The sequence below is a fragment of the Paenarthrobacter sp. NPDC090522 genome, assembly GCF_044769225.1.
GTDB lineage: Bacteria > Actinomycetota > Actinomycetes > Actinomycetales > Micrococcaceae > Arthrobacter.
On record NZ_JBIVXL010000014.1, the window covers coordinates 92,469 to 114,045 of the forward strand.

Genomic DNA, 21,577 nt, shown 5'->3' on the forward strand with positions numbered 1-21,577 from the left:
GTGGAGTGGGTTGCTGCAGCGGTCCTTGCGCAGGAGGGAGATGACGCGGCGGGGGATAGGGGTCTGGCCCTTGTGGCGACCCATCAGGTTCCATCGAACCCCCTGACGCGACGGCCCGGAACCGCGGTTGGGGCGCCGCCGTCGGCCGTTGGGGACAGCATAGGACCGCGCCCGCCGGGAAGTCCATGGTCCGGCTCCGGCCAAGAGCGGGCCTAGATGTCCTTGCGGCAGGGGGCAGACGCCAACAGGTGCAGGCCGGTCAGGTCTCCGTCAGCCAAACCATCGGGTGCGCCGATCTCCGGATACATCAACTGCACCGGGTCATCCACGTGGTCCAACCCCGTCACATGGCTCAGTTCGTGCTGCATGACGGCCAGGACGTAATCCGAGCCGCCTTCCTCGGCGAGGAGCTCGGAGATCTGTGGCGTATCGAGTTCCAAGCTGCCCGTGATGTAACTCTTGGGTCCCTTGTTCAGCGAATACATGGTGCTGCCACCGGTGCCAATGACCTTGTCCTCCAGTGCGGGTGCGGCCTCCGGCGTGGTCCAGGAAATCAGCAGCGGTGCCCAGCGCTCGCCGTACTTCGCCGGTTGGTAGGGCTCCCGCTTCGCAGTGGGCAGCTCGTCCGTGGTGCCGTCATTGACGAACTGGATGCCCGTCGCGGCGGAGACGTTGGCCAACGCAGTCTGGAGCAGCCCATCCGTTCCCGCGGGCGCCGAGGCGTCATTGACCACGTAGTGCAGCGGCCGGCACGGCGAATAGCCAACCGGTGTGCCGTCGTCGTTCGTCGCCAGGAACTTGTATGAATCGCTCGTGAAGGCCGGCGCGGGAGGTGACGCCAGCGGGGCATCGGCCTCTTCAAGCCCGGGCGGGGGAGCGTTGAGGGCGCGCGCCGGGTTGTGCGTGCCTGGTCCGCCTTGTTGGGCGTTGGGCAGGGCGGCGCCCGGGACCAGGGCCGTAATGCGTGGATCGCCGTGCAGGAAACCGCTGACCAGGACGGCGACTACAGCCGCAACCACCGCCATGACCAGGCCGAGGAGCAAACGCAGCGCCTTGCCGGCACGGCGGGGTTCTTGCGCATGCGACTCCCCATGCTCGGTGTCCACGGTTCTCCATTCCTCAGGCCCCGTTCACGCAGGCAGCGCAGAGGACGAACCAACATTACGGGACCGGGGTGGTCCCGTCTATTCATGCCGGCGAGGCCTAGACGATCACCGCTCCGAAGAGGAGGCCCAGTCCGTAGGTGGCAGCTGCGGCGCCCAAGCCGATGGCCAGCTGGCGGAGGCCACGGCTCAGCGGGGACGTTCCGGAGAGCAGCCCGACGACGGCGCCCGTCGCCAGAAGTGCAATGCCCACCAGCGCTCCGGCCAGGATCAGCGCGTTCCAGCCGACCATGCCGAAGACGAATGGCAGGATGGGGACGATGGCGCCCGAGGCGAAGAAGCAGAAACTCGACATGGCAGCGCCCCATGCGGAACCGACGGTCTCGTGCTCGTCCGCCACTTCTTCCTTCTCTGGCTGGAGCGAAAGGCTGGGATCGCAGTCGCAGCTGAAGAGCCCCAGGCGCTCTGCGGCGCGGTGTTCAGCAGCTTCCCTGGTCATGCCGCGCGCCAGGTACACCAGGACGAGTTCGTTGTGCTCCACGTCCAAGGACGGCGCTGCGGCCAACGTGGCCTGGGTGGGAAGGGTGGCGTTGAGCAGTTCCCGTTGCGACCGGACGGAGACGTACTCGCCGGCACCCATGGACAGCGCACCCGCCAGCAGGCCGGCAACGCCACTCATCAGCACGACGGCACTGGAAACGCCCGTCGCGGCCATGCCCATCACCAGGGAAAGGTTGCTGACCAGGCCGTCGTTGGCGCCGAAAACCGCTGCGCGGAACGTGCCGGACAACCTGTTGCGGCCGCGGGTTGCGAGGCCGCGGACAACTTCCTCGTGGATTTGCTCGTCGGCCACCATGGCGGGGGTGGCGTACGGGTCGGTGCCATAGGGGGAGCGCCCCTCAGCACGTTGGGCCAACGCGAGGACGAAGACGGATCCGAAGTGCCGCGCCAGGAAACCGAGGAGCCGGCTGCGTGCGGACGCCGCCTTGGGCATGCCGGCGTGTTCCCCGAGCAGCTTGAGCCAGTGGGCCTCGTGCCGGCCTTCCGCCTCTGCCAGGGCCAGGAGGATCTGCCGTTCCTCGCCGTCACGGCGTTGGGCGAGTTCGCGGTAGACGGCGGCCTCGGCCCGTTCGTCTGCCAGGTACTGCCGCCAGCGCCGGATATCCGACTGCGTGGGTGTTCGCGGGGCTTCGTCTGCGGGGTGGGGGGCCGGAGCGGGGCTCGACGGACCGTGGGATTCCTGGTGCTGTTGCACTGTTTCTCCTGGGCTTGATGGGACGGTTACGGCCCCTTTGCACCGCCCACTGTACCGCTTATTTCCGGGGATTTTTGGCTGGTATTCCTTAGCGGGAATGTTCGGCATGCCTTAATTCCGTACCCTGCTGCAGCGGCGCTGCGGCCGTCGGCAGCCCTCCCTTGACCCCTTCCTGAGGCGGTGCTCAGATGGTTAGACAGGGGCGGGGCACTCCCCGCACATCGGTCAGTGGACCGCCTGGTGCGGCCCATCGGACGGAGGTTGCAGCATGAGCACCGAATCACATCCCCACCACCCGGAACGGGCAACCATCGAATCGGATCCGGCCTACGACTACAACGAGGACCAGGAAGTGGACGAGGCCTGGGCAGAGGAAGGCGAGGTGGCGGACGACGACGAGCGCATTGTGCCGCTCGATGAGGCCGAGGAAGAATTCCGCGGCGACGGCGACGAATCCTAGGCAGCCGGCACCAGGTTGAAGAGCCGCTCGCGCCCGGCGGCACGTCCGACGGCGGTAACGGTCACCGTCAGCGTCTGCGACGCGGAACACCAACGTGCGGCGCGGACGGAACGTGCCAATGCCGCGGCCAGCAGCCGGGGATCAGGGTGGTGAAATCGTTCGGCGCGGCCGCGCGCTGCAATGACCACCGTGCCTTGGACGAGGTTGACGACGGGAATCACCCGGACTGCGGGGGCGGCGCTTTCGATGGGGCTGGTGTTGACCAGGGCCGCTTGGGATGCGCCTGCTCGGTGTGCGGGATCTTGGATCGTGCTGGTTTCAGCCTGGTACGGCAAGGACTGCTCCTTGGTGGGAGTGCTCTTGCCCGCTCGGTTGTCTCTGGTCCGGGGCGGGCCGCTTCCTCATCCGAACCACCCGTGAACATGGGGTTGGTGTGCGGCCAGTCGGAGCTTGGCGCCACATCTCTTGAAGCTGCGTCCTATCCTAATGCCTCCCCGCAATGGGGGTGGGTGTGCTTGTGGATGCCGGGGACGACGCAAACGGCGACGCCACCCCGCGAAGGGTGGCGCCGCCGTCGTGAATTGCTTGGTTTACCGCAGTGAAGCGAGCCTGTCAGGCCTTGTGGCTGGTGACCGGGTGGGCGTCCAGCGGGAGCTCATCCGAGATGGCTCCAGCAACCCGCTTGTCCCACGCCGCGCGGACGGCGGCATCGGTGGGCGGAGTGAGCAGTGAGATCACCACGAACGTCACGAACGAAGCGCCGAGGCCCCAGTAGATGGGATCGTTCGCGTAGACGCCGTCGGCGCTCTCGATCACACCCGTTGCGAAGAGGATCAGCAGGACCAGGGTAAGGACCGAGCCCACGGCCATGGACCAGGCTGCGGCGATGCCGGTTCCGCGCTTCCATACAAGGCCGCCGAGGATGGCGACGAGGAGGCCGCCTACCAGGATGTCGTAGGCGATGGTGAGGGCCACGACCACGTCCTGGGCCGCCATGGAGATCAGGACCGCCAGGACGCCGAGGCCGAGGACCCAGTAGCGGTTCGCCTTGACGTCGTGCTCGGGGTTTTCCGTGTCGTCGGTGTTGATGGTCTTGCCGAACCAGCTGGCGACGAAGGGGACTACGTCTGCGCGGGCCACTGTGGCCGCGGCAATGAGTGCGCCGGAGGCGGTGGACATCATCGCGGCAACGGCAGCTGCCATGACCAGGCCGCCAATGCCGATGGGCAGGATGTGCGTTGCCACCTCGGCGTAGACAACGTCCTTGCCGAGGTTTGCCACGTCGATGTCCGGCAAGGCCACGCGTGCGGCGAGGCCGATCAGGGCGCCGGCTACACCGTAGAGGATGCAGTAGACGCCGGCGGTTGCGCCGCCCCAGCGTGCAACCGTGGGGGTCTTTGCCGTGAAGACGCGCTGCCAGATGTCCTGGCCGATCAGGAGGCCAAGCGTGTACACCACGAAGTACGTGATGATGGTCTGCAGGCCGATGCCGTCGATCTGGAAGAAGCTTGCATCAACGCGCTGGCGGATGCCGTCCAGGCCGCCGGCTGCGTTCATGACGAACGGCAGCATCAGCAGGAAGATGCCCACGGTCTTGATGATGAACTGGACCTGGTCAGCAAGGGTGATGGACCACATGCCACCGATGGTGGAGTAAACCAGCACGATCGCGCCGCCCACGGCGATGGCCAGCCAGCGTTCCCAGTCGAAAAGGACCACGAAGATGGTGGCGTAGGCGCCGGTGGAGGTTGCGCAGAGCATGAGGGTGTAGGCCAGCATGACGATGCCGGAGGTCTGGGTGGCCTTGCTTCCATAGCGGAGGCTCAGCATCTGCGAGACCGTGTAGATCTTCAGGCGCTGGATGGTGCCGGCGAACAGCAGGCTCAGCAAGAGGACGCCGGCGCCGATGGCCACCACCAGCCACATGCCGGAGATGCCGAACTTGTAGCCCAGGCCAACGCCGCCAACGGTGGATGCGCCACCCAGGACAACCGCGGCCATGGTGCCGGTGTAGAGGAACGGTCCCAGGCGGCGACCGGCCACCAGGAAGTCGCTGTTGTTCTTGGTGCGGGACTTGCCCCACCAACCGAACGCCAGCATGGCAAGCAAATACACCACCACAATGGCGATGTTGATGAACGAAGAGTCCATGAGTGGCTCCTTGGAGCTGATGCACGGAGGTTGGGGTATTCGACGATACTCCTGCAGGGCGTCGAAGTCTCTGTGCTGACGAACGGAGTTGGACGTGTGTTGTGTGCCTCACAGACAACACTTGTTGCCTATGAGGATATGTTGTGATGGGAGTAACAGTCAAGGTGGTTTGGTCATGGTTCCGCGGATTCTGGGTCTTTGCCGTGGCTGTCCGGCTACTATTGGCTCCAATGACAGGGCCTCCCGGACGGGCCTGAAAGGTTTTGTGAATGAAGGCTCTACCCGTTGAACCCAGCAATGTTCCCGTTGCCATCGGTTCCAGAATCCGTGCAGCCCGGCAGGCGCAGCGGCTCACCATCGAGCAGGTTGCAGACGCGACGGGACTGACCAAAGGCTTCCTCAGCAGGGTGGAGCGGGACCTCACCTCACCGTCAGTGGCCTCCCTGGTGACGCTGTGCCAGGTGCTGTCCGTGTCTGTTGGCGACTTGTTCGCAGCGCCCGAAACGCATCTGACGCGACGCGACGATGGACCGCGCATTTCCCTGGGTGGCCAGGGCATTGTGGAGCGGCTGCTGACGGCGCGTTCCGAGCGCAGGCTCCAGATCCTGCAGGCAACCATCGAGCCGCGGGGGCGTGGCGAAAACGAACTCTATGCCGTGGACTGCGATGTTGACGTGCTGCACGTCGTCAAAGGCAGGATCAAGCTGATCCTGACCAACGAGGAATATGACCTCGAAGAGGGGGATACCCTTTCCTTCCCGGGCCGCGAGCCCCACACCTGGATCAACCCCACGGATGAGACGGTGGAGGTGCTCTGGGTCCTGGTGCCCGCGGCCAGCAGGTAGGACTGGGGGCTTAGCCCACGTGGACCCAGGGGCGGCGGGTGATGTCCGGCTCGGCTTCCCTCAGCACTTCCCGGGTGACCGGTGCGATCTCGCCCTCGCCGAAGAAGAGGAACTTGCTGAGGTTGGAGATCGGGTTGCCCTCCGTCCAGCGGAAGTAGATGTGCGGCATGAAGCCCGTGACGTCCCGGATGTGGAGGAGTACGGCAGCCAAGGTATTGGGCACGTTGTTGCTGTGGACTTCCAGGATCTTGAAGCCGTGGCGTTCCTTGCCCACTACCTGGAGTTCCTGCTCGAAGTCCGAGCTGTCGTCCACGATGATCTCGATGAAAAGTGCGCCGCAGTCCTTGGGCAGGTGGTTGGCCTGCTGGGCGTGTTCCAGCTTCTCCTGGTACCGGTCCGCGCTGAGGTGCTTGGGCTCGTGGGCAATGATCCGGACGGGACCATCACTGTTGTTCGCGGTGAACTCGAGGGCCTTCTCGTCCATTTTGATATGGGTGGCCCGCAACTCGAAGGCGCGGCGGATCCGGGAAATGAAGCTCACCACCATGATGCCCAGGATGAACAGGGCAGCAATCTTGAGTCCGTCCGGGCGCTCGATCGAATTGACCACCGTGGTGTAAATGAAGACGAGCGAGACGATGCCGAAGCCGATGAACTGGGCCCGCTGCTTCTTGCGCCGTGCGGATAGCGTCACGGCAATGGATGCCGACGTAATGAGCACCAGCACGCCCGTGGCATAGGCGCCGCCCTGGGCGTTCACGTCTGCCTGGAAAATGATGGTCACGGCGAAGGCGATGACCGTGAACACCAGAACCAAGGGACGGAGTGCCCGGGCCCACGCGGGAGCCATACCGTAGCGCGGCAAGTAGCGGGGGACCAGGTTCAGCAGGCCGGCCATGGCAGAAGCGCCGGCAAACCACAGGATGGCTATGGTGCTGATGTCGTACACGGTGCCGAAGCCATCGCCGAGGAACTTGTGGGCAAGGTAGGCCAGGGCGCGCCCCTCGGCCTTGCCGCCGGATTCGAACTCGGCGGCGGGGATCAGCATGACCGTGGTGAAGCTTGAGGTGATCAGGAAGGAACTCATGATGATCGCTGCCGTTGTCAGCAGGCGGTGGGCACCCTTGATCCGGCCTGCGGGGTTGGCGTCGGTGTCCGTGGCGCGCCCCTTGATCTGCGGCATCACGGCCACGCCGGTTTCGAACCCGGAGAGGCCCAAGGCCAGGCGCGGGAAGACCAGCAGGGCAAGCCCGATCATCATCAACGGATCGCCATGTGACGTGGTCAGTGCACGCCACCAGTCGGTGATCACGTGGGATTCGGTAAACAGGTGGCTGATGGCCACGAAGACCACCACAAGGTTCAGTGCCAGGAAGGCCGCGACGAGCACCACGGCAACGTTGATGGCTTCCCGGAATCCCCGGAGGAAGACGATGCCCAGCCCGGCGATCAGCGCCAAGGTGATCACCACGTGCTGCCCCTCCAGGAATTCCGGAGCGAACGGGTTCTCGATGAGGTGTGCTGTTGCGTCAGCGGCGGACAACGTAATGGTGATCATGAAGTCCGTTGCCGCAAAGCCGAGGAGCGCAAGGACAAAGAGCTTGCCTCCCCAGCGGGGGAGCAGGCGTTCCAGCATGGCGATGGAGCCTTCGCCGCGGGGGCTTTCCTTGGCCACGCGGCGGTAGACGGGCAGGGCTCCGGCCAGCGTGGCGAAAACCAGGAGCAGGGTAGCCAGCGGCGAGAGCAGGCCCGCGGCAAGGGCGGCGATGGCCGGTTGGTAACCGAGGGTGGAGAAGTAGTCCAGGCCCGTGAGGCACATGACCTTCCACCAGGCTTGCGGCTTGTGCGACTCGGACGGCTTCCCGTGCGGTCCTTGCCGTTTGCCCGACGTGTCCGGCATGCCTTCCAGCAGCCACGCCTTGAGATTGAAGGCTTCCTTGCGCCGGTCGGCAGGGTCGGCCGGAGGCCTGGTCAGCGTGGTCACGTCGTCCTTTCGCGCAGCACGGTGCTGCTCCCGGAATGGAGCGTATTGCTGGGAATTGCCTGGTAATACCGGTTTTTATGGAATCTTTACGCCTCATGTGACCGGCATCTCATATGGTCGACCCGACAAAGCTGACTTGTAAACAGGTGATGCTTATTAGACAACTTTGAGTGTATGATGGGTGTCACAGCAGCCATCTACTTAAGGAGTTGCGCAACTTTGGAAGAGCTCCGTATCGAGGCCAACGGCAACCTCGGCCCCATCGATTCCTCCCGCATCCCGCGCTACGCCGGTGCAGCCACCTACGCCCGCCTGCCCCGCCTGGACCAGGTGTCCAAGGCCGACGTCACCGTTGTCGGCGTGCCATTCGACTCCGGCGTTTCCTACCGTCCCGGCGCGCGCTTCGGCGCCAACCACGTGCGCGAGGCCAGCCGCTTGCTGCGCCCGTACAACCCCGCGTGGGACGTCAGCCCGTTCGAGAACATCCAGGTTGCCGACGCCGGCGACATGGCCGTGAACCCGTTCAACATCAACGAGGCCATCGAAACCATCCAGCAAAACGCCCTGGACCTTACCGCCACGGGCAGCAAGCTTGTCACTCTCGGCGGCGACCACACCATTGCCCTCCCACTGCTGAGGGCGGCGGCTGAACGTGCCGGCGAGCCCATCGCCATGCTGCACTTCGATGCCCACCTGGACACCTGGGACACCTACTTCGGTGCGGAATACACGCACGGTACCCCGTTCCGGCGTGCCGTCGAAGAAGGCATCCTGGACACCGAGGCCATCAGCCACGTTGGAACCCGCGGTCCGCTGTACGGCAAGAAGGACCTCGACGACGACCACCGCTTTGGCTTCGGCATCGTCACCTCGGCAGACGTCTACTACCAGGGCGTTGCCGAGACGGTGGCCAAGATCCGGGACCGGATCGGCAACCGCCCGCTGTACATCTCCGTGGACATCGACGTCCTGGATCCGGCCCATGCGCCGGGAACGGGTACGCCGGAAGCCGGCGGCATCACCAGCCGTGAACTCCTGGAGATCATCCGCGGCTTCCGTGGCATGAACCTCGTGGGAGCCGATGTTGTGGAAGTTGCTCCGGCTTACGACCACGCGGAAATTACGGGTGTGGCCGGCAGCCACGTTGCCTACGAACTGGTGACCCTCATGGCGGACAACGCTGTGGAGGGCGACCGGCACGGCGCTCCGAACGGCTACGCCCAGCAGGCCCTGGGTGCACGCATCGAAGAACTCGCGAAAGCTACCCGGCGATGATCGACTTTGATCCGGGCACGGCGGCTCCCACCAAGGAGACAGGCCAGCGCAACGGTGGGGACCTCGTTGTCGAGACCCTTGAAGCGCTCGGTGCGAAGACGGTCTTTGGCATTCCCGGCCAGCACGCCCTGGGTTTGTTCGATGCCATGGGCCGCGGCAACCTGCACTTTGTGTCCTCCCGGGTGGAGAACAACTCCGCGTTCGCCGCTGACGGGTACTCCCGCGCTACCGGCGAGGTGGGTGTGTTGTTCCTGTCCACGGGGCCGGGCGCGTTGACGTCCCTGGCTGGTTTGCAGGAGGCCTACGCCACCGGTGTTCCGATGGTGGTCGTCGCGAGCCAGATCCCCTTGGAGGGGTTGGGTGCCCGCCGCAAGGGCATGCTCCACCAGCTTGATGACCAAAAGGCGTCGGCCGCGAATGTCACCAAGAGCCAGCGGCTGATCCAGCACGCTTCGGGTATCCCGTCTGCCATCCAGGACGCCTGGACGGAAGCGATTTCGTCCCCGCAGGGCCCTGTGTGGATCGAGATTCCGCAGAACGTGCTGCTGGATCCGATCGTGGTCCCGCCGGTGGAAGATGCCTTGGCTGAGGCTTTCGACAACCCGCCGCGTGTGGAGTTGGTCCGTGAGGCCGTGAAGTGGCTTACGACGGCGGAACGTCCGGCGATCATCGCCGGCGGCGGTACGCGCCGTGGCCGGGCCGAAAAGTCGTTGCTCTCCATTGCCGAGCAGTTGCGGTCCCCGGTGATCTGCACCCCTGGGGGCAATGGCGCGTTCCCGTGGAACCACGAGCTGTCCCTGCAGTCCTGGATCGAGGACCGGTACATGACCGACGTCCTTGAGGACGCGGACGTACTGATCGTCATCGGTTCGTCCCTGGGCGAGGTGACGTCGAACTACTTCACGTTCGCCCCCCGCGGCCGGATCATCCAGATCGATGCCGAACCCCGTGTCCTGGAATCCAACCGTCCCGGCCTGGGCATCCGTGCCGACGCCGGGCAGGCCCTCGCAGCACTCGATGAGGCGCTTGCTGAAGCTGGCGCCGCGGATGCAACCCGACGCGACTGGCACGGTACCAGCCCGGAGGATGTGGTCAAGGACGCCTTGGCCAAGGTCAAAGCCCGTCTGGAATCGCAGGACCTGGCCAAGGAACTGAAGTTCATGGCCGATATCCGCGAAGCCGTTCCGGCGGACATGCAGACCTTCTGGGACATGACCATTTCCGCGTACTGGGGCTGGTCCTGCTGGGATTCCCGCGAAGGCCAGTTCCATTCCGCGCAAGGCGCAGGCGGCCTCGGGTACGGGTTCCCGGCAGCCATCGGCGGGGCCGTGGGCTTGGAAACTACCGGAAAACCAAGCAGGGTACTCGCAGTGTCCGGCGACGGTTCGTCCATGTACTCCATCTCGGAACTCGCCACTGCGAAGCAGCACAACATTCCGGTCACGTGGTTGATCGTAGACGACGGCGGCTACGGCATCCTGCGCGAATACATGGTGGGTGCCTTCGGCAAGGCCACGGCCACCGAACTCGCCCGCCCCGACTTCGTCAAACTGGCCGAGTCCTTCGGCGTCCCCGCGCGCCGGGTATCCCCGGAGGAAGTGGGGGATGCGCTCAAGGCGTCCTTTGCCGCAGACGGACCCAACGTCGTCGTGGTTGAAACGCTGCTGAAGATGTTCGGCCCCACCCACCTGGACGACTAGCAGCACGAAAAACCCCCGCGCAGAAGCGCGGGGGTTTTTCTGCGTTGCAGGGCGGAACCCACAAGCTAGTCGAGGTCGCGCCGCGTGCCCTCCGGTGTGGCCTTGACCGCGATCGCCGAGGCCAGCATGGCCACGATCCAGAACACTGCGATCAGCCAGATACCGCCTCCGGCAGCGAGGCTCAGGCCCGCGACGATCATCGGTGTGAAACCTGCACCGATCATGGAAGCGCCTTGGTACGCCAAGGATGCGCCCGTGTAACGATTGCGGGTGGGGAACTGTTCGGCCACGTAGGCTGCGATGGGTCCGTAAAGGAACCCTTGGACCAGACCGTTGCCCAGGATGATCGCCACCGCAAAACCCCACAACTCGCCGTTGGTCAGCAGCATCAGGATGGGGTACACCAGCACCGCGCCCAGGAGGGACGCGCCGATGAGCACCCGACGGCGGCCCACACGGTCGCTGAGGCGGGCAGAGTAGAAGCAGATCACCAGGGTCAGGAGAGCGGCAAATGCCTTGATGTTCAGGACGCCGTTCTTGTCCGCGCCGCTGTCAACAGCTACGGAAACGCCCCAAACGGTGGTCATCGACTGGCACACGTAGAACGAGGTGGTGGCGAGCAAGCCCAGGACCACGGCCCGGGGGTTGTTCTTGAGGACATCCAGCAGGGGAACCCGGCGCTTTTCGCCGGCTGCCTCTAGGCGCTGGAACGCCGGAGTCTCGGCCACCTTCAGGCGGATCACCAGGCCCACCACAATCAGCAGGGCGCTCAGCAGGAATGGAACGCGCCAACCCCACACCAGGAAATCCGTGCCGGACACTGCGGCGAACAGGGACAACGCAAGCGTGCCGAGGATGGCCCCGGCCGGCCCGCCTGCATTGGCAAACGCTGCCGCGAAACCACGGTGTTCCTTGGGCGCATGTTCGATCGCCATCAGTGCAGCTCCGCCCCACTCGCCACCCACGGCCACACCCTGGACCAGCCGGAGGATCACCAGGGCCAACGGTGCGGCCATGCCGATCTGTGCAGTGGTGGGAAGAAGGCCGATGGCCGTGGTGCCAAGGCCCATGATCAACATGGACAGCACCAGCATTTGCTTGCGGCCCAGGCGGTCGCCGAAGTGCCCGAAGATCAGGCCACCCAACGGGCGGGCGATGTAGCCCACTGCAAGGGTCACGAAGGAGGCGAACAGGTCGAAGCCCGGGCCGAGGTTGGCGAAGAAGACCTTGTTGAAGACCAGGCTCGCTGCCGTCGCATACAGGACAAAGTCGTAGTATTCGATCGCGCTGCCAATAAAGCTGGAGGCCAGGATGCGGCGCATGTCCTTGGAATTCATGGACGATTCCGTGGTGGTGACAGCTCCGGTTTCCGGGGCTGTTGGGGCTGAGCTCATGGGGTTTCCTCTGGTGTTTCGGGCCGCGTCAGCGCTGACGGGCGAACGGGATGGTGTCGAGGTCGTTCGGGACAGTGAAGGTCCCGGTGAAGTGCTCTCCCGCTTCCTGCCAGACTGACTCCGGGGCGGAACCGGGGACGAGGTGGTGCAGGGCCAGGTGGCCGGCGCCGGCAATTTCTGCCAGTTTGGCGGCCTCGCGGACGCTGGTGTGGGACTTGTAGTGGTGGTCGCGGGAAGCCCGGCTGGACTCGTCCGTCTTGTCCGCGTAGAGGGACTCCACCCACGCGAAATCGATGGCTTCGTGCAGCAGCAGATCCGTGTCCTGGGCGAGGGTGATCATGTTCTGCGTGTACGCGGTGTCGCCGGAGATGGTCACCGAACCCTCGGCGGTGTCGAAACGGAACGCGAATGCCGGAGCCACCGGCGGGTGCTCCACCAGGATGGCCGTCACCGTGACCAGTTCGTCGCGGTATACCTCGAAGGGTTCCATGTCCGGCGTCGGGTTGTTGTTGGGGTGGTAGCCGCTTTCGGCCGGAATCCGGATGTCTTCGGCGTGGAAGATGTCCAGGGGGCTGGGCCGGAGGCTGTCCAGGATGCGGTCGTTGAGGTCCGTTGCGTGGGCCTTCATGAGCTGTTCGAACATTTGGCGGGTGCCCGGCGTCGGATTCTCCGGAGCCAGCGGTTCAGGAGCGACGACGGCGCGCGGCGACACCGCGGGAAGCTCGCCACGGTTGCCGGGTCCAATGATGCGGACCGGGTTCTCCGTGCGCTCGGTGAGGGCGTAGAGCCCGAAGATACCGAGCCCGGCGAGGTCGTAGACGTGGTCCGAGTGGAGGTGCGTGATGAACAGGGCACGCAGGTCCTTCAGTTGCAGTCCGGACTGGCTGAGCCGTCGTCCCGCGCCTTGCCCGAAATCCACCAGGTAGAAGGCATCCCCAACCACCACGGCCGTGGCGATTCCCGTGCGCTCTCCGGAATCGGCTGCGGCCCACCACCGTGGCCCACCGGCTGTTCCGAGGGTGACGATGTGTGGTTTGAGGGATGACGTCGGCGTCATGGTTCTCCTTGGTCGGAAGGTCTTTCTTCCAGTGTGGTCCGCACCACGTCACTTGTATAATCAATCAATTCTAAGAAGTTCATAAGGAGAACTGATGGGTGAGTTTACGCTGCGGCAGCTGGAGTACTTCGTGGCCGTCCTGGACCACGGCTCGCTGACCAAGGCCGCCAGCGAATCCAACATTTCCCAGGCTGCGGCCTCCATGGCCATCGCCCAGTTGGAGAAGAGCCTGGGGTTGGACCTGCTGATCCGTACGCGCGCCAAGCGGGTGGAACCCACGCCGGCGGGGATGGAGCTGGGTGTCCGTGCGCGACGCATCCTGCGGGAAACCGCGGAACTCCATGGCGCGCTTCACGGATCCCATGAGGACATGCGCGGCCGTGTGTCGATTGGTTGCATGATCGCGATCTCGCCACGGTTGATTCCGGAACTGATCCGTGTCTTCGCCGCGCGGTGGCCGGACGTGGAACTCGACTTCGTGGAGGGCAATGCCGAAGAACTCCAACGGGCTGTGGGGGAGGGGGAGCTGGACGTGGCGTTCATCTATTCGCTCCAGGCGGTTCCCGGCGTCGAAATCCTCACGGTGGCAGCATCCCGCCCGCAGTTCATGCTGGCGGCGGACCACCCTCTGGCGCAGCGGAGATCGCTCAGCTTCGCCGATCTGGCGGAGGAGGACGTAGTCCTCTTTGACGTACCACCCAGCGCGGAGCGCGTCATTGCCATGTTCCATTCGGCGGGGATCGAGCCCAAGGTGCGGTGGCGGAGCGTGGTGGCTCAGACCATCCGCGGGATCGTGGCCAGTGGCAGGGCGTATTCGGTGACGAACGTGTGGCCCGGGATCGAGTCCCTCTATACAGGCGCCCGGGTGGCGTTGGTTCCCATTGAGGACAAGCTGCCGGAGAACAAGCTCGTGGCCGTGGTCCCGCCGGGTGTGCACCGGCCCAGACGCGTTGAGGAAGTCATTTCCGTGGCGCGGGAGCTGACCGAGGACGCCTCCTGATCCTTCTTTAGTTTCCCAAAGCAATCATTCTTATGTATAGTTGCTTTAGGCAAACAAAAAAGGGGTGTTTTCCATGTCCGTCGGTTCAGCCACGGCAACCGATCTTGTGCATCAAATCTTCGACCTGCAGCGGACTCTGCGCTGTGTGGTGACCGCCCACCTGGCCCGCGTTCCCGACGTCGGAATGGCCGTCCAAGGTGTCATGCGGTTCATTGGCGAGGGTGAGACCCGTGCCACCCACCTGGCGGCCAAACTGGGCGTCAGCGCGCCCGTCCTGAGCCGCCACATAGCTGAGCTGGAGGACCTGGGCTTCGTCATGAGGCGGCCTGATCCGGCAGACGGCAGGGCGCAGCTACTCGCGCTGACGGAGAGCGGCACAGCCAAACTCCGCGAATTCGAAGAGCAGCGGAGCGTCCGGTTGCGGGACTACCTCGCGGACTGGAGCGAAGCAGATGCGCTTGAAGCATCCAGGGTGCTGGAGAAGCTCAGCACGTCCCTCAAAGACTCAATCCGGGCAACGGCGGCCGGTTCCACAACGACGAAACTCACAGTTTAGGAGCCACGCATGGCCAAACCAGCAGTCCAAACCGCAGCGCCAGGGCACGTGGGCGCCGCAGCGCCCATGACCCACCGCCAGATCATGGAGGCTTTGACGGGCCTCCTTGCAGCGTTCTTTACCGCGATCCTGAGCAGCACCATCGTGGCGAACGCCCTCCCCACCATCATGTCCGAGCTCAAGGGCACGCAGACCGACTTCGCCTGGGTCATCACCGCGGCCCTGCTCGCCAACGCGGCCACCACGCCCATCTGGGGCAAGCTCGCAGACCTCTTTAACAAGAAGCTCCTGGTGCAGCTCAGCATCATCATCTTCGTTGCGGGCTCGGTCATGGCAGGTTTGTCAGAGACAATTCCGCTGTTGCTGACCGCCCGCGTGGTCCAGGGCGTGGCCATGGGTGGCCTCACGGCACTGGCCCAGGCCATCATCGGCTCCATGATTCCGCCGCGGGACCGCGGAAAATACTCGGGCTACATGGGTGCTGTCATGGCTGTTGGCACCGCCGGTGGCCCGCTGCTTGGTGGCTTCATCGTGGACAGCCCCCTCGGCTGGCGCTGGACATTCTTCGTTTGCGTTCCGCTGGCAGTGATTGCGCTCATCCTGCTCCAGATCACGCTGAAGATCGAGCACATCAAGCGTCCGGCGAAGATCGACTGGCTGGGTGCCATCCTGCTGACCACCGGCGTGAGCCTCCTCCTCATCTGGGTTTCCTTCGCCGGCAACCCGGAGTACTACGACTGGGTGTCCTGGCAGTCCGCCCTGATGGTGGGCGGCGGTGTGGCCCTCCTGGCGCTCCTGGTGTTCGTTGAGACCAAGGTGTCCCAGCCGATCATTCCCCTGAAGATCATCTCGGAGCGCACCACGGCCCTGGCCATCCTGGCTTCCGTTGCCGTTGGCATCGCGATGTTCGGTTCATCCACGTTCCTTGGCCAGTACTTCCAGGTTTCCCGTGGCGCCACGCCTACGGAGGCCGGTCTCTTGACGCTCCCGATGATCGCCGGAAACCTCGTGGGCTCGGTGGCCTCGGGTATCCTGATCAGCCGCTTCGGCAAGTGGAAGAGGTTCCTCATCGCCGGTAGCGTCCTGCTGATCGGCGGGCTCGCTTTCGCCGGCACCATGGACCACACCACTGAACTGTGGATCGTTGCGATCTACACCGGCGTGTTCGGCCTTGGCCTGGGCATGCTCATGCAGAACCTGGTGCTTGCCGTGCAGAACACCGTGCAGGCCAGGGACATTGGAACGGCCAGTGCTTCCGTGGCATTCTTCCGCTCGGTGGGTGGCGCGATCGGTGTCTCCGTCCTGGGCGCAATCATGTCCAACCACGTGAAGGACCTGGCGGTCGAGGGACTGGCCGCCGCCGGAATCCCCGTGCAGGGTGGTTCCTCCGGTGCCAGCATGGACCTGGCCGACATGCCCGCCCCGATCCGCGACATCATGCGTGCCGCCTACGGTGACGCCACTGCCCAGATCTTCATGATCTCTGCCGTCATCAGCGTGGTTGCCCTCCTGGCCGTTCTCCTGATCAAGGAACGCCCCCTCCGCCGGACCGTCGACGCGGCCCCGGAAAAGGAACTCATCGCCACCGCGTCCGGTGAGGCAGCGATGTCCTTGGACACGACGTCCCTGGACGCAGTGCCGTCCGGCGCTGGTGAATCGCACGACGCCGGCACCCGCCTCGATGCCGAACGGCACCTTGCTTCCGGCTCGGTTCAGGATTCCGGTCCCCGGCAGGGCGGGTCCGGGGAAAGCGCGCGGCGTTCGGCACCGGGGGACCGCTCGTCGGAGGACCTCGACCTTGAGTTCGCCAGGATCCTGACCCAGGAACGGCCCCATGCGGCGACCGACGTGAAGGAACTCCAGGAGCAACTGTCACGGACCCAGTACGTCCTGGCGGAACAACAGCTCCAGCTCAGCCGGGCGAACGTGGAACTCCAGGCCCGGCTCCGCGAGCAGCAGGGCGTCGCCGAGCAGCAAGCCAGGACCGCCGATGAGCTGAGGGCCCTGCGCAAGGAACTCAAGCGCGAACGCCGGCAGCAGGAACGCATGGCCCTGATGCTCCTGCAGGGCGTCGAAGCCAAAGCCGACCACGGCAAGCACGCAGGCTAAGTCTGCCAACCTGCCTTTCCTGCTCGCTTTCCCCACCTCGCTGAGACGGGAATTGAACAAGGGCGCGACAAAAGGCGCTGGCCGGGATTCCTGCCAGTGCCTTTTGTCTTTGGGTCGCAGCCGTCGGTCGCTGTGGTCACCAGAAGATATTCGTAATACGATTCTTTGCATGGAACGCAAAATGCGCGGACGGGAAGTCTCGGAGTCTGAGATCGACGAATGGGTGGAGGAGGCCGAAGCTGGCTACGACCTTGAGGAGTTGAAGGCGCGGATGGGGCGCCCTGCCCGGGGGGCGGAGGCATCTCAGGTCATTCCGGTACGCCTGACGGTGGACGAGTTGGCAGCTGTGATGGCAAGAGCCGAGCGCGAACACCTCAACCGATCCGAAGCCATCCGTGCCGCCCTGGCCGCCTGGTCGCACGCGGCGTGAATGTCCGCCGTTCCGCACGCAAGCACGGTATCAGCTCCGCTGACGCGATCGAGGCGGCGACTTGGCCGCTGGTGTCAGTCCCTTTGGATGATGAGGACCCACGCAGGTTCCTTCGCCTCGGCTTTGATACGCACGGGCGACTGCTGGAACTCGTAGTACTGGTCTGGGACGACGGTAGTGAAGAGCTGATCCATGCGATGAAATGCCGCCCGAAGTACCTCGGGATGCTTGGCTAGCGCCATCTACACCAGAGTGTCGCTGCTGGTACTCCGCTGGGATGATCTTTTCCGGAGGTTGTTTCGCATAGGCAACCGACCTCGTAGAGTGGGGAGGCTAATACTGTCAGCGCCTGCTGCTAGAACTTACTTAACTCATTCACGCACTCTCTCCTTAAGGATCCGTGGGCATGCTTGTCACCCTTATACGGCGCTACTCCAAGCCGTATTTGCCGCAAATCGTGGCCGTCCTCATCTTCCAGTTGGCGTCCACCATCGCAACGCTCTACCTTCCCAGCCTCAACGCCAAAATCATTGACGAGGGAGTTTCCCGCGGCGATACCGACTTCATCTGGCGGACCGGCGCGCTGATGCTCGCTGTCGCCCTCGCCCAGGTACTCACTGCCATCGCGGCCGTCTACTTCGGAGCCCGGACGGCCATGGCCATAGGCCGCGACCTCCGCCGGGGCGTTTTCCGCCAAGTCAGCAGCTTTTCCGCCCAGGACGTCAACAAGTTTGGCGCTCCAACCCTGATCACCCGCGGCACCAACGACGTCCAGCAAGTCCAGATGCTGGTCCTCATGGGCCTGAACTTCATGGTCTCCACGCCCATCATGTGCGTGGGCGGCATCATCATGGCCGTCCAGGAAGACGTCAGCCTGTCATGGCTCGTGTGGGTCTCCGTGCCCGTCCTCGTGGCGGTGGTCGGTTACCTGGTGGTTCGCCTGATGCCGCTCTTCCGGTCCATGCAGGCCAAGATCGACGCCATCAACGGCGTGCTGCGCGAGCAGATCATCGGTATCCGCGTGGTCCGGGCTTTCGTTCGGGAGCCGTATGAGGCAAAGCGCTTCGGCGAGGCCAACCAGGACCTCACGGCCGTGTCCGTGAAGATCGGCAACCTGTTCGTCCTCATGTTCCCGGCCATCGGCATGATCCTCCACCTCTCAACCGCCGCCGTGCTCTGGTTTGGTGGCCAGCGCGTCGATTCCGGAGACATGCAGGTGGGAGCCTTGACCGCGTTCCTCCAGTACCTGCTGCAGATCCTGATCGCCGTCATGATGGGTACCTTCATGGCCATGATGATTCCCCGCGCTTCGGTGTGTGCGGACCGCATCGGCGAGGTACTCGACGTCGAGCCTTCCATCCATAACCCCACCACCCCGGTGGTGCCGGCCGAAAAAGCCGGTCGCGTGGAGTTCCGCGACGTTACCTTCAAGTACCCGGGCGCCGAGGCTCCCGTGCTGAGCAACATCTCCTTCAAAGCCGAACCCGGCAAGACACTGGCCATTATTGGGTCCACCGGCGCAGGCAAGACCACCCTGGTTTCGCTGCTGCCGCGGCTTTACGACGTCGCCTCCGGTGAAGTTCTGCTCGACGGCGTCCCTGTCACCCAACTGGATGCGTCGGAGATCAGCAGCCGTGTGGCCGCCGTTCCCCAGAAGCCGTACTTGTTTTCCGGCACCATCGAGCACAACCTCCGTTTCGGCAAGACCGAGGCCACGGACGAGGAACTCTGGGAGGCACTCGAAACCGCGCAGGCCAAAGGCTTCGTGGAGGAGAAATCGGCAGGCCTCAACCGCCGTATCGCGCAGGGCGGCACCAACGTCTCCGGTGGCCAGCGGCAGCGCCTCTGCATCGCACGCGCCTTGGTGACCAAGCCCAACGTTTATGTCTTCGATGACTCGTTCTCGGCACTGGACGTCGCTACCGACGCCCGGCTGCGCAAGGCGCTGAAGGCCAAGACCCGCGACTCCACGGTGATCATCGTCGCCCAGCGCGTCTCCACCATCCGCGACGCCGACGAGATCCTCGTCCTCGACAACGGGCGGATCGTTGACAGGGGTACCCACGACGAACTCCTGGAAACCTCACCCACCTACCAGGAAATCGTTGAATCCCAGCTGAGCGTGGAGGAAGTGGCATGACCGAGCAGAACCAGCAAAAGAAGCGTGGCTGGGCTGCCAAGGCCGAAGCCGCCAAAGCCGCCAAGGCCGAGGCTGCCGCTGATGTAGCCACAGAGGCCCTTCAAGATGAGGACTTCGTAGAGGAAGAGTACGTCCCCACAGAGGCCGACGGCGGAATGTTCGGCGATGTGCCGGCCAAGAAGGCCAAGGCTTTCTGGCCTTCCGCCAAGCGTCTCATGGGCCTGCTCAAGCCCGAACGGGTTGGTGTGTTGATCGTCATCGGACTCGTGGTGGTTTCCGTGGTCCTCAACGTCATCGCTCCCAAGGTCCTCGGCAGCGCCATGGACGTCATCTTCGGTGGCGTCATTGGCAAGCAGATACCGCCAGGTGTGACCCCGGAGCAGTTCGCGGACCTCATGCGCCAGCAGGGCCAGGACAACTTCGCGGACATGGTCTCCAAAATGACCCTGACCAACGGCATCGATTTCCCGAAGCTGACGTTCCTGATTTCGATCGTCCTGCTCATGTACTTCGTGGCCAACATCTTCCTGTGGGCCCAGGGATGGCTGCTGAACCGGATCGTCATGCGGGTCATCAGGAACCTCCGCGACGAAGTCCAGGCCAAGCTCAACCGGCTCCCGCTGAACTACTTCGACACCCGCCAGCGGGGCGACATCCTGTCCCGCGTCACCAATGATGTGGACAACGTCCAGCAGGGCCTCCAGCAGGCATTCGCGCAGCTGGTCAGTTCGGTACTGACCGTGCTGGGCATCATCGTGATGATGTTCATTGTGTCCTGGGAGCTTGCGCTGATCGCCTTGATCGCGCTGCCGCTCTCCGGAGTCATGGCCGGCGTGATCGGTGCCAGGAGCCAGAAGCTCTTCGCAGCGCAGTGGAAGAACACGGGTGCCTTGAACGGCCAGATCGAGGAGTCGTTCTCCGGCCATGACCTGGTGAAGGTCTTCGGCCGCGATGCAGACATGCTGGTCCGCTTCGATGAAAAGAACGAGGAACTGTACAAGGCCTCGTTCGGTGCACAGTTCGTTTCCGGCATCATCTTCCCGGCCATGAACTTCGTCTCGTACCTGTCCTACGTGGGCATCGCCGTCGTCGGTGGCCTGCGCGTCGCCTCAGGTTCCATGAGCCTCGGCGATGCCACGGCCTTCATCCAGTACTCGCGCGAATTCACCCAGCCGCTGGGCCAAATCGCGGGCATGGCCAACATGCTGCAGTCGGGCGTGGCTTCGGCAGAGCGTGTCTTCGAATTCCTGGATGCCGAGGAGGAAGTCCAGGAAACCGGCACCAAGCACTTGCCGGCCAAGACAGACGGACACGTGGAATTCGAGAAGGTGTACTTCAGCTACGTCGAGGACAAGCCGCTGATCGAAGACCTCTCCTTCAGCGCTGAGCCGGGTCACACGGTGGCAATCGTGGGACCGACCGGGGCTGGCAAGACCACCTTGGTCAACCTGGTGATGCGTTTCTACGAGCTCAACGCAGGGCGGATCACCTTGGATGGCGTGGACGTCAAGGATCTCAGCCGGGCCGAGCTCCGCTCCAAGGTGGGCATGGTGCTGCAGGATGCGTGGCTCTTCGGGGGCACCATCTACGACAACATCAAGTACGGCAACCTGGATGCGACAGAGGAACAGGTCATGGAGGCGGCAAAGGCCACCTACGTGGACCGCTTTGTCCGTGCGCTTCCGGACGGGTACCAGACCATCATCGACGAAGAGGGCAACAACGTCAGCGCCGGTGAGAAGCAGCTCATCACCATCGCACGTGCGTTCGTTTCCGATCCATCCTTGTTGATCCTCGACGAAGCGACGAGCTCCGTTGACACCCGTACCGAACTGTTGCTGCAGAAGGCCATGGCTGCCCTCCGCACGGACCGCACCAGCTTCGTGATCGCCCACCGCCTTTCCACCATTCGCGATGCCGACACCATCCTGGTGATGGAGAACGGCCAGATCGTGGAGCAGGGCAACCACAGCCAGTTGCTGGCACTGCAGGGCGCGTACTACCGCCTCTACATGTCCCAGTTTGCTGGTGAGGATGCGGGCGAAACCACTGTGGACGATTCGACGGCGGTGCACAGCTGAGCACGCAAACGGCACCCGCGTCCGCGGAATCGTCGGT

The 21,577-nt window shown here is 64.1% G+C and carries 18 protein-coding genes and 1 riboswitch; of the genes, 10 read left to right on the forward strand and 8 right to left on the reverse strand.

Going from position 1 to position 21,577, the window contains the following annotated elements:
- Positions 1-212: 212 nt before the first annotated feature.
- Entirely contained in the window at positions 213-1,049 is an 837-nt protein-coding gene (locus ACIQT2_RS17545; protein WP_402948987.1) for a peptidase M10A and M12B matrixin and adamalysin, read from the reverse strand.
- A gap of 154 nt (positions 1,050-1,203) precedes the next feature.
- Positions 1,204-2,358, reverse strand: coding sequence for a VIT1/CCC1 transporter family protein (locus ACIQT2_RS17550; RefSeq protein WP_400334204.1), 1,155 nt, complete (start codon positions 2,356-2,358; stop codon positions 1,204-1,206).
- Between the two features lie 268 nt (positions 2,359-2,626).
- Here ACIQT2_RS17550 and ACIQT2_RS17555 point away from each other — a divergent pair, with 268 nt between their 5' ends.
- Positions 2,627-2,818 carry a hypothetical protein gene (locus ACIQT2_RS17555; RefSeq protein WP_397323078.1) on the forward strand — a complete coding sequence of 64 codons (192 nt, stop codon included), beginning with the start codon at positions 2,627-2,629 and terminating at the stop codon, positions 2,816-2,818.
- Here the strand turns inward: ACIQT2_RS17555 and ACIQT2_RS17560 are convergent.
- A complete protein-coding gene (locus tag ACIQT2_RS17560) occupies positions 2,815-3,153 on the reverse strand; it encodes a hypothetical protein (protein WP_402948914.1) in 339 nt (112 codons plus the stop codon). The genes ACIQT2_RS17555 and ACIQT2_RS17560 overlap by 4 nt on opposite strands.
- 16 nt (positions 3,154-3,169) lie before the next feature.
- Positions 3,170-3,289, reverse strand: a riboswitch (SAM riboswitch).
- Between the two features lie 141 nt (positions 3,290-3,430).
- Complete coding sequence (locus ACIQT2_RS17565; protein ID WP_400334211.1) at positions 3,431-4,969, reverse strand: sodium:solute symporter; 1,539 nt, start codon at positions 4,967-4,969, stop codon at positions 3,431-3,433.
- Positions 4,970-5,238: 269 nt separating this feature from the next.
- On the opposite strand from ACIQT2_RS17565, the gene ACIQT2_RS17570 reads away from it, so the two are divergent.
- Positions 5,239-5,814, forward strand: a complete 576-nt coding sequence (locus ACIQT2_RS17570) for a helix-turn-helix domain-containing protein (RefSeq protein WP_018777077.1) — start codon at positions 5,239-5,241, stop codon at positions 5,812-5,814.
- Between the two features lie 10 nt (positions 5,815-5,824).
- On the opposite strand, the gene ACIQT2_RS17575 is transcribed toward ACIQT2_RS17570, so the two are convergent.
- Complete coding sequence (locus ACIQT2_RS17575) at positions 5,825-7,798, reverse strand: APC family permease (RefSeq protein ID WP_402948918.1); 1,974 nt, start codon at positions 7,796-7,798, stop codon at positions 5,825-5,827.
- Between the two features lie 219 nt (positions 7,799-8,017).
- On the opposite strand from ACIQT2_RS17575, the gene speB reads away from it, so the two are divergent.
- Entirely contained in the window at positions 8,018-9,073 is a 1,056-nt protein-coding gene (speB, locus tag ACIQT2_RS17580; RefSeq protein WP_397323073.1) for an agmatinase, read from the forward strand.
- Positions 9,070-10,773, forward strand: a complete 1,704-nt coding sequence (locus ACIQT2_RS17585) for a thiamine pyrophosphate-binding protein (RefSeq protein ID WP_402948920.1) — start codon at positions 9,070-9,072, stop codon at positions 10,771-10,773. Before speB ends, ACIQT2_RS17585 begins: the two co-directional genes overlap by 4 nt.
- Before the next feature lie 65 nt (positions 10,774-10,838).
- On the opposite strand, the gene ACIQT2_RS17590 is transcribed toward ACIQT2_RS17585, so the two are convergent.
- Positions 10,839-12,167 carry an MFS transporter gene (locus ACIQT2_RS17590; RefSeq protein WP_402948923.1) on the reverse strand — a complete coding sequence of 443 codons (1,329 nt, stop codon included), beginning with the start codon at positions 12,165-12,167 and terminating at the stop codon, positions 10,839-10,841.
- Between the two features lie 28 nt (positions 12,168-12,195).
- Positions 12,196-13,224, reverse strand: coding sequence for an MBL fold metallo-hydrolase (locus ACIQT2_RS17595; protein ID WP_402948926.1), 1,029 nt, complete (start codon positions 13,222-13,224; stop codon positions 12,196-12,198).
- A 94-nt stretch (positions 13,225-13,318) separates the two neighbouring features.
- Between ACIQT2_RS17595 and ACIQT2_RS17600 the strand changes: the two genes are divergently transcribed.
- The 4 genes from ACIQT2_RS17600 to ACIQT2_RS17615 all read left to right on the forward strand — a co-directional run bounded on the left by ACIQT2_RS17600 (position 13,319) and on the right by ACIQT2_RS17615 (position 17,319).
- On the forward strand, positions 13,319-14,224 hold the full coding sequence (locus ACIQT2_RS17600) for a LysR family transcriptional regulator (protein WP_400334224.1): 906 nt from the start codon (positions 13,319-13,321) through the stop codon (positions 14,222-14,224).
- A 73-nt stretch (positions 14,225-14,297) separates the two neighbouring features.
- Positions 14,298-14,780 carry a MarR family winged helix-turn-helix transcriptional regulator gene (locus tag ACIQT2_RS17605; RefSeq protein ID WP_400334227.1) on the forward strand — a complete coding sequence of 161 codons (483 nt, stop codon included), beginning with the start codon at positions 14,298-14,300 and terminating at the stop codon, positions 14,778-14,780.
- 9 nt (positions 14,781-14,789) lie between these two features.
- Positions 14,790-16,889: an MFS transporter gene (locus tag ACIQT2_RS17610; protein WP_402948930.1), complete on the forward strand. Its 2,100-nt coding sequence runs from the start codon at positions 14,790-14,792 to the stop codon at positions 16,887-16,889.
- Between the two features lie 169 nt (positions 16,890-17,058).
- Positions 17,059-17,319, forward strand: coding sequence for a ribbon-helix-helix protein, CopG family (locus ACIQT2_RS17615; protein WP_400334233.1), 261 nt, complete (start codon positions 17,059-17,061; stop codon positions 17,317-17,319).
- A 74-nt stretch (positions 17,320-17,393) separates the two neighbouring features.
- On the opposite strand, the gene ACIQT2_RS17620 is transcribed toward ACIQT2_RS17615, so the two are convergent.
- A complete protein-coding gene (locus ACIQT2_RS17620) occupies positions 17,394-17,561 on the reverse strand; it encodes a hypothetical protein (protein ID WP_402948933.1) in 168 nt (55 codons plus the stop codon).
- Positions 17,562-17,725: 164 nt separating this feature from the next.
- Here ACIQT2_RS17620 and ACIQT2_RS17625 point away from each other — a divergent pair, with 164 nt between their 5' ends.
- Together ACIQT2_RS17625 and ACIQT2_RS17630 are read left to right on the forward strand one after the other, a co-directional pair.
- On the forward strand, positions 17,726-19,459 hold the full coding sequence (locus ACIQT2_RS17625; protein ID WP_400334236.1) for an ABC transporter ATP-binding protein: 1,734 nt from the start codon (positions 17,726-17,728) through the stop codon (positions 19,457-19,459).
- Positions 19,456-21,540 (forward strand): ABC transporter ATP-binding protein, encoded by a 2,085-nt coding sequence (locus tag ACIQT2_RS17630; RefSeq protein WP_402948937.1) that lies wholly within the window; start codon positions 19,456-19,458, stop codon positions 21,538-21,540. Before ACIQT2_RS17625 ends, ACIQT2_RS17630 begins: the two co-directional genes overlap by 4 nt.
- Positions 21,541-21,577: the final 37 nt, after the last annotated feature.

Coding starts and splice junctions, on each gene's coding strand:
- ACIQT2_RS17630 (WP_402948937.1), top strand. CDS start 19,456: ATGACCGAGCAGAACCAGCAAAAGAAGCGTGGCTGGGCTGCCAAGGCC.
- ACIQT2_RS17605 (WP_400334227.1), top strand. CDS start 14,298: ATGTCCGTCGGTTCAGCCACGGCAACCGATCTTGTGCATCAAATCTTC.
- ACIQT2_RS17565 (WP_400334211.1), bottom strand. CDS start 4,969: ATGGACTCTTCGTTCATCAACATCGCCATTGTGGTGGTGTATTTGCTT.
- ACIQT2_RS17625 (WP_400334236.1), top strand. CDS start 17,726: ATGCTTGTCACCCTTATACGGCGCTACTCCAAGCCGTATTTGCCGCAA.
- ACIQT2_RS17555 (WP_397323078.1), top strand. CDS start 2,627: ATGAGCACCGAATCACATCCCCACCACCCGGAACGGGCAACCATCGAA.
- ACIQT2_RS17595 (WP_402948926.1), bottom strand. CDS start 13,224: ATGACGCCGACGTCATCCCTCAAACCACACATCGTCACCCTCGGAACA.
- ACIQT2_RS17620 (WP_402948933.1), bottom strand. CDS start 17,561: ATGGCGCTAGCCAAGCATCCCGAGGTACTTCGGGCGGCATTTCATCGC.
- ACIQT2_RS17615 (WP_400334233.1), top strand. CDS start 17,059: ATGGAACGCAAAATGCGCGGACGGGAAGTCTCGGAGTCTGAGATCGAC.
- ACIQT2_RS17585 (WP_402948920.1), top strand. CDS start 9,070: ATGATCGACTTTGATCCGGGCACGGCGGCTCCCACCAAGGAGACAGGC.
- ACIQT2_RS17610 (WP_402948930.1), top strand. CDS start 14,790: ATGGCCAAACCAGCAGTCCAAACCGCAGCGCCAGGGCACGTGGGCGCC.
- ACIQT2_RS17600 (WP_400334224.1), top strand. CDS start 13,319: ATGGGTGAGTTTACGCTGCGGCAGCTGGAGTACTTCGTGGCCGTCCTG.
- ACIQT2_RS17590 (WP_402948923.1), bottom strand. CDS start 12,167: ATGAGCTCAGCCCCAACAGCCCCGGAAACCGGAGCTGTCACCACCACG.
- ACIQT2_RS17570 (WP_018777077.1), top strand. CDS start 5,239: ATGAAGGCTCTACCCGTTGAACCCAGCAATGTTCCCGTTGCCATCGGT.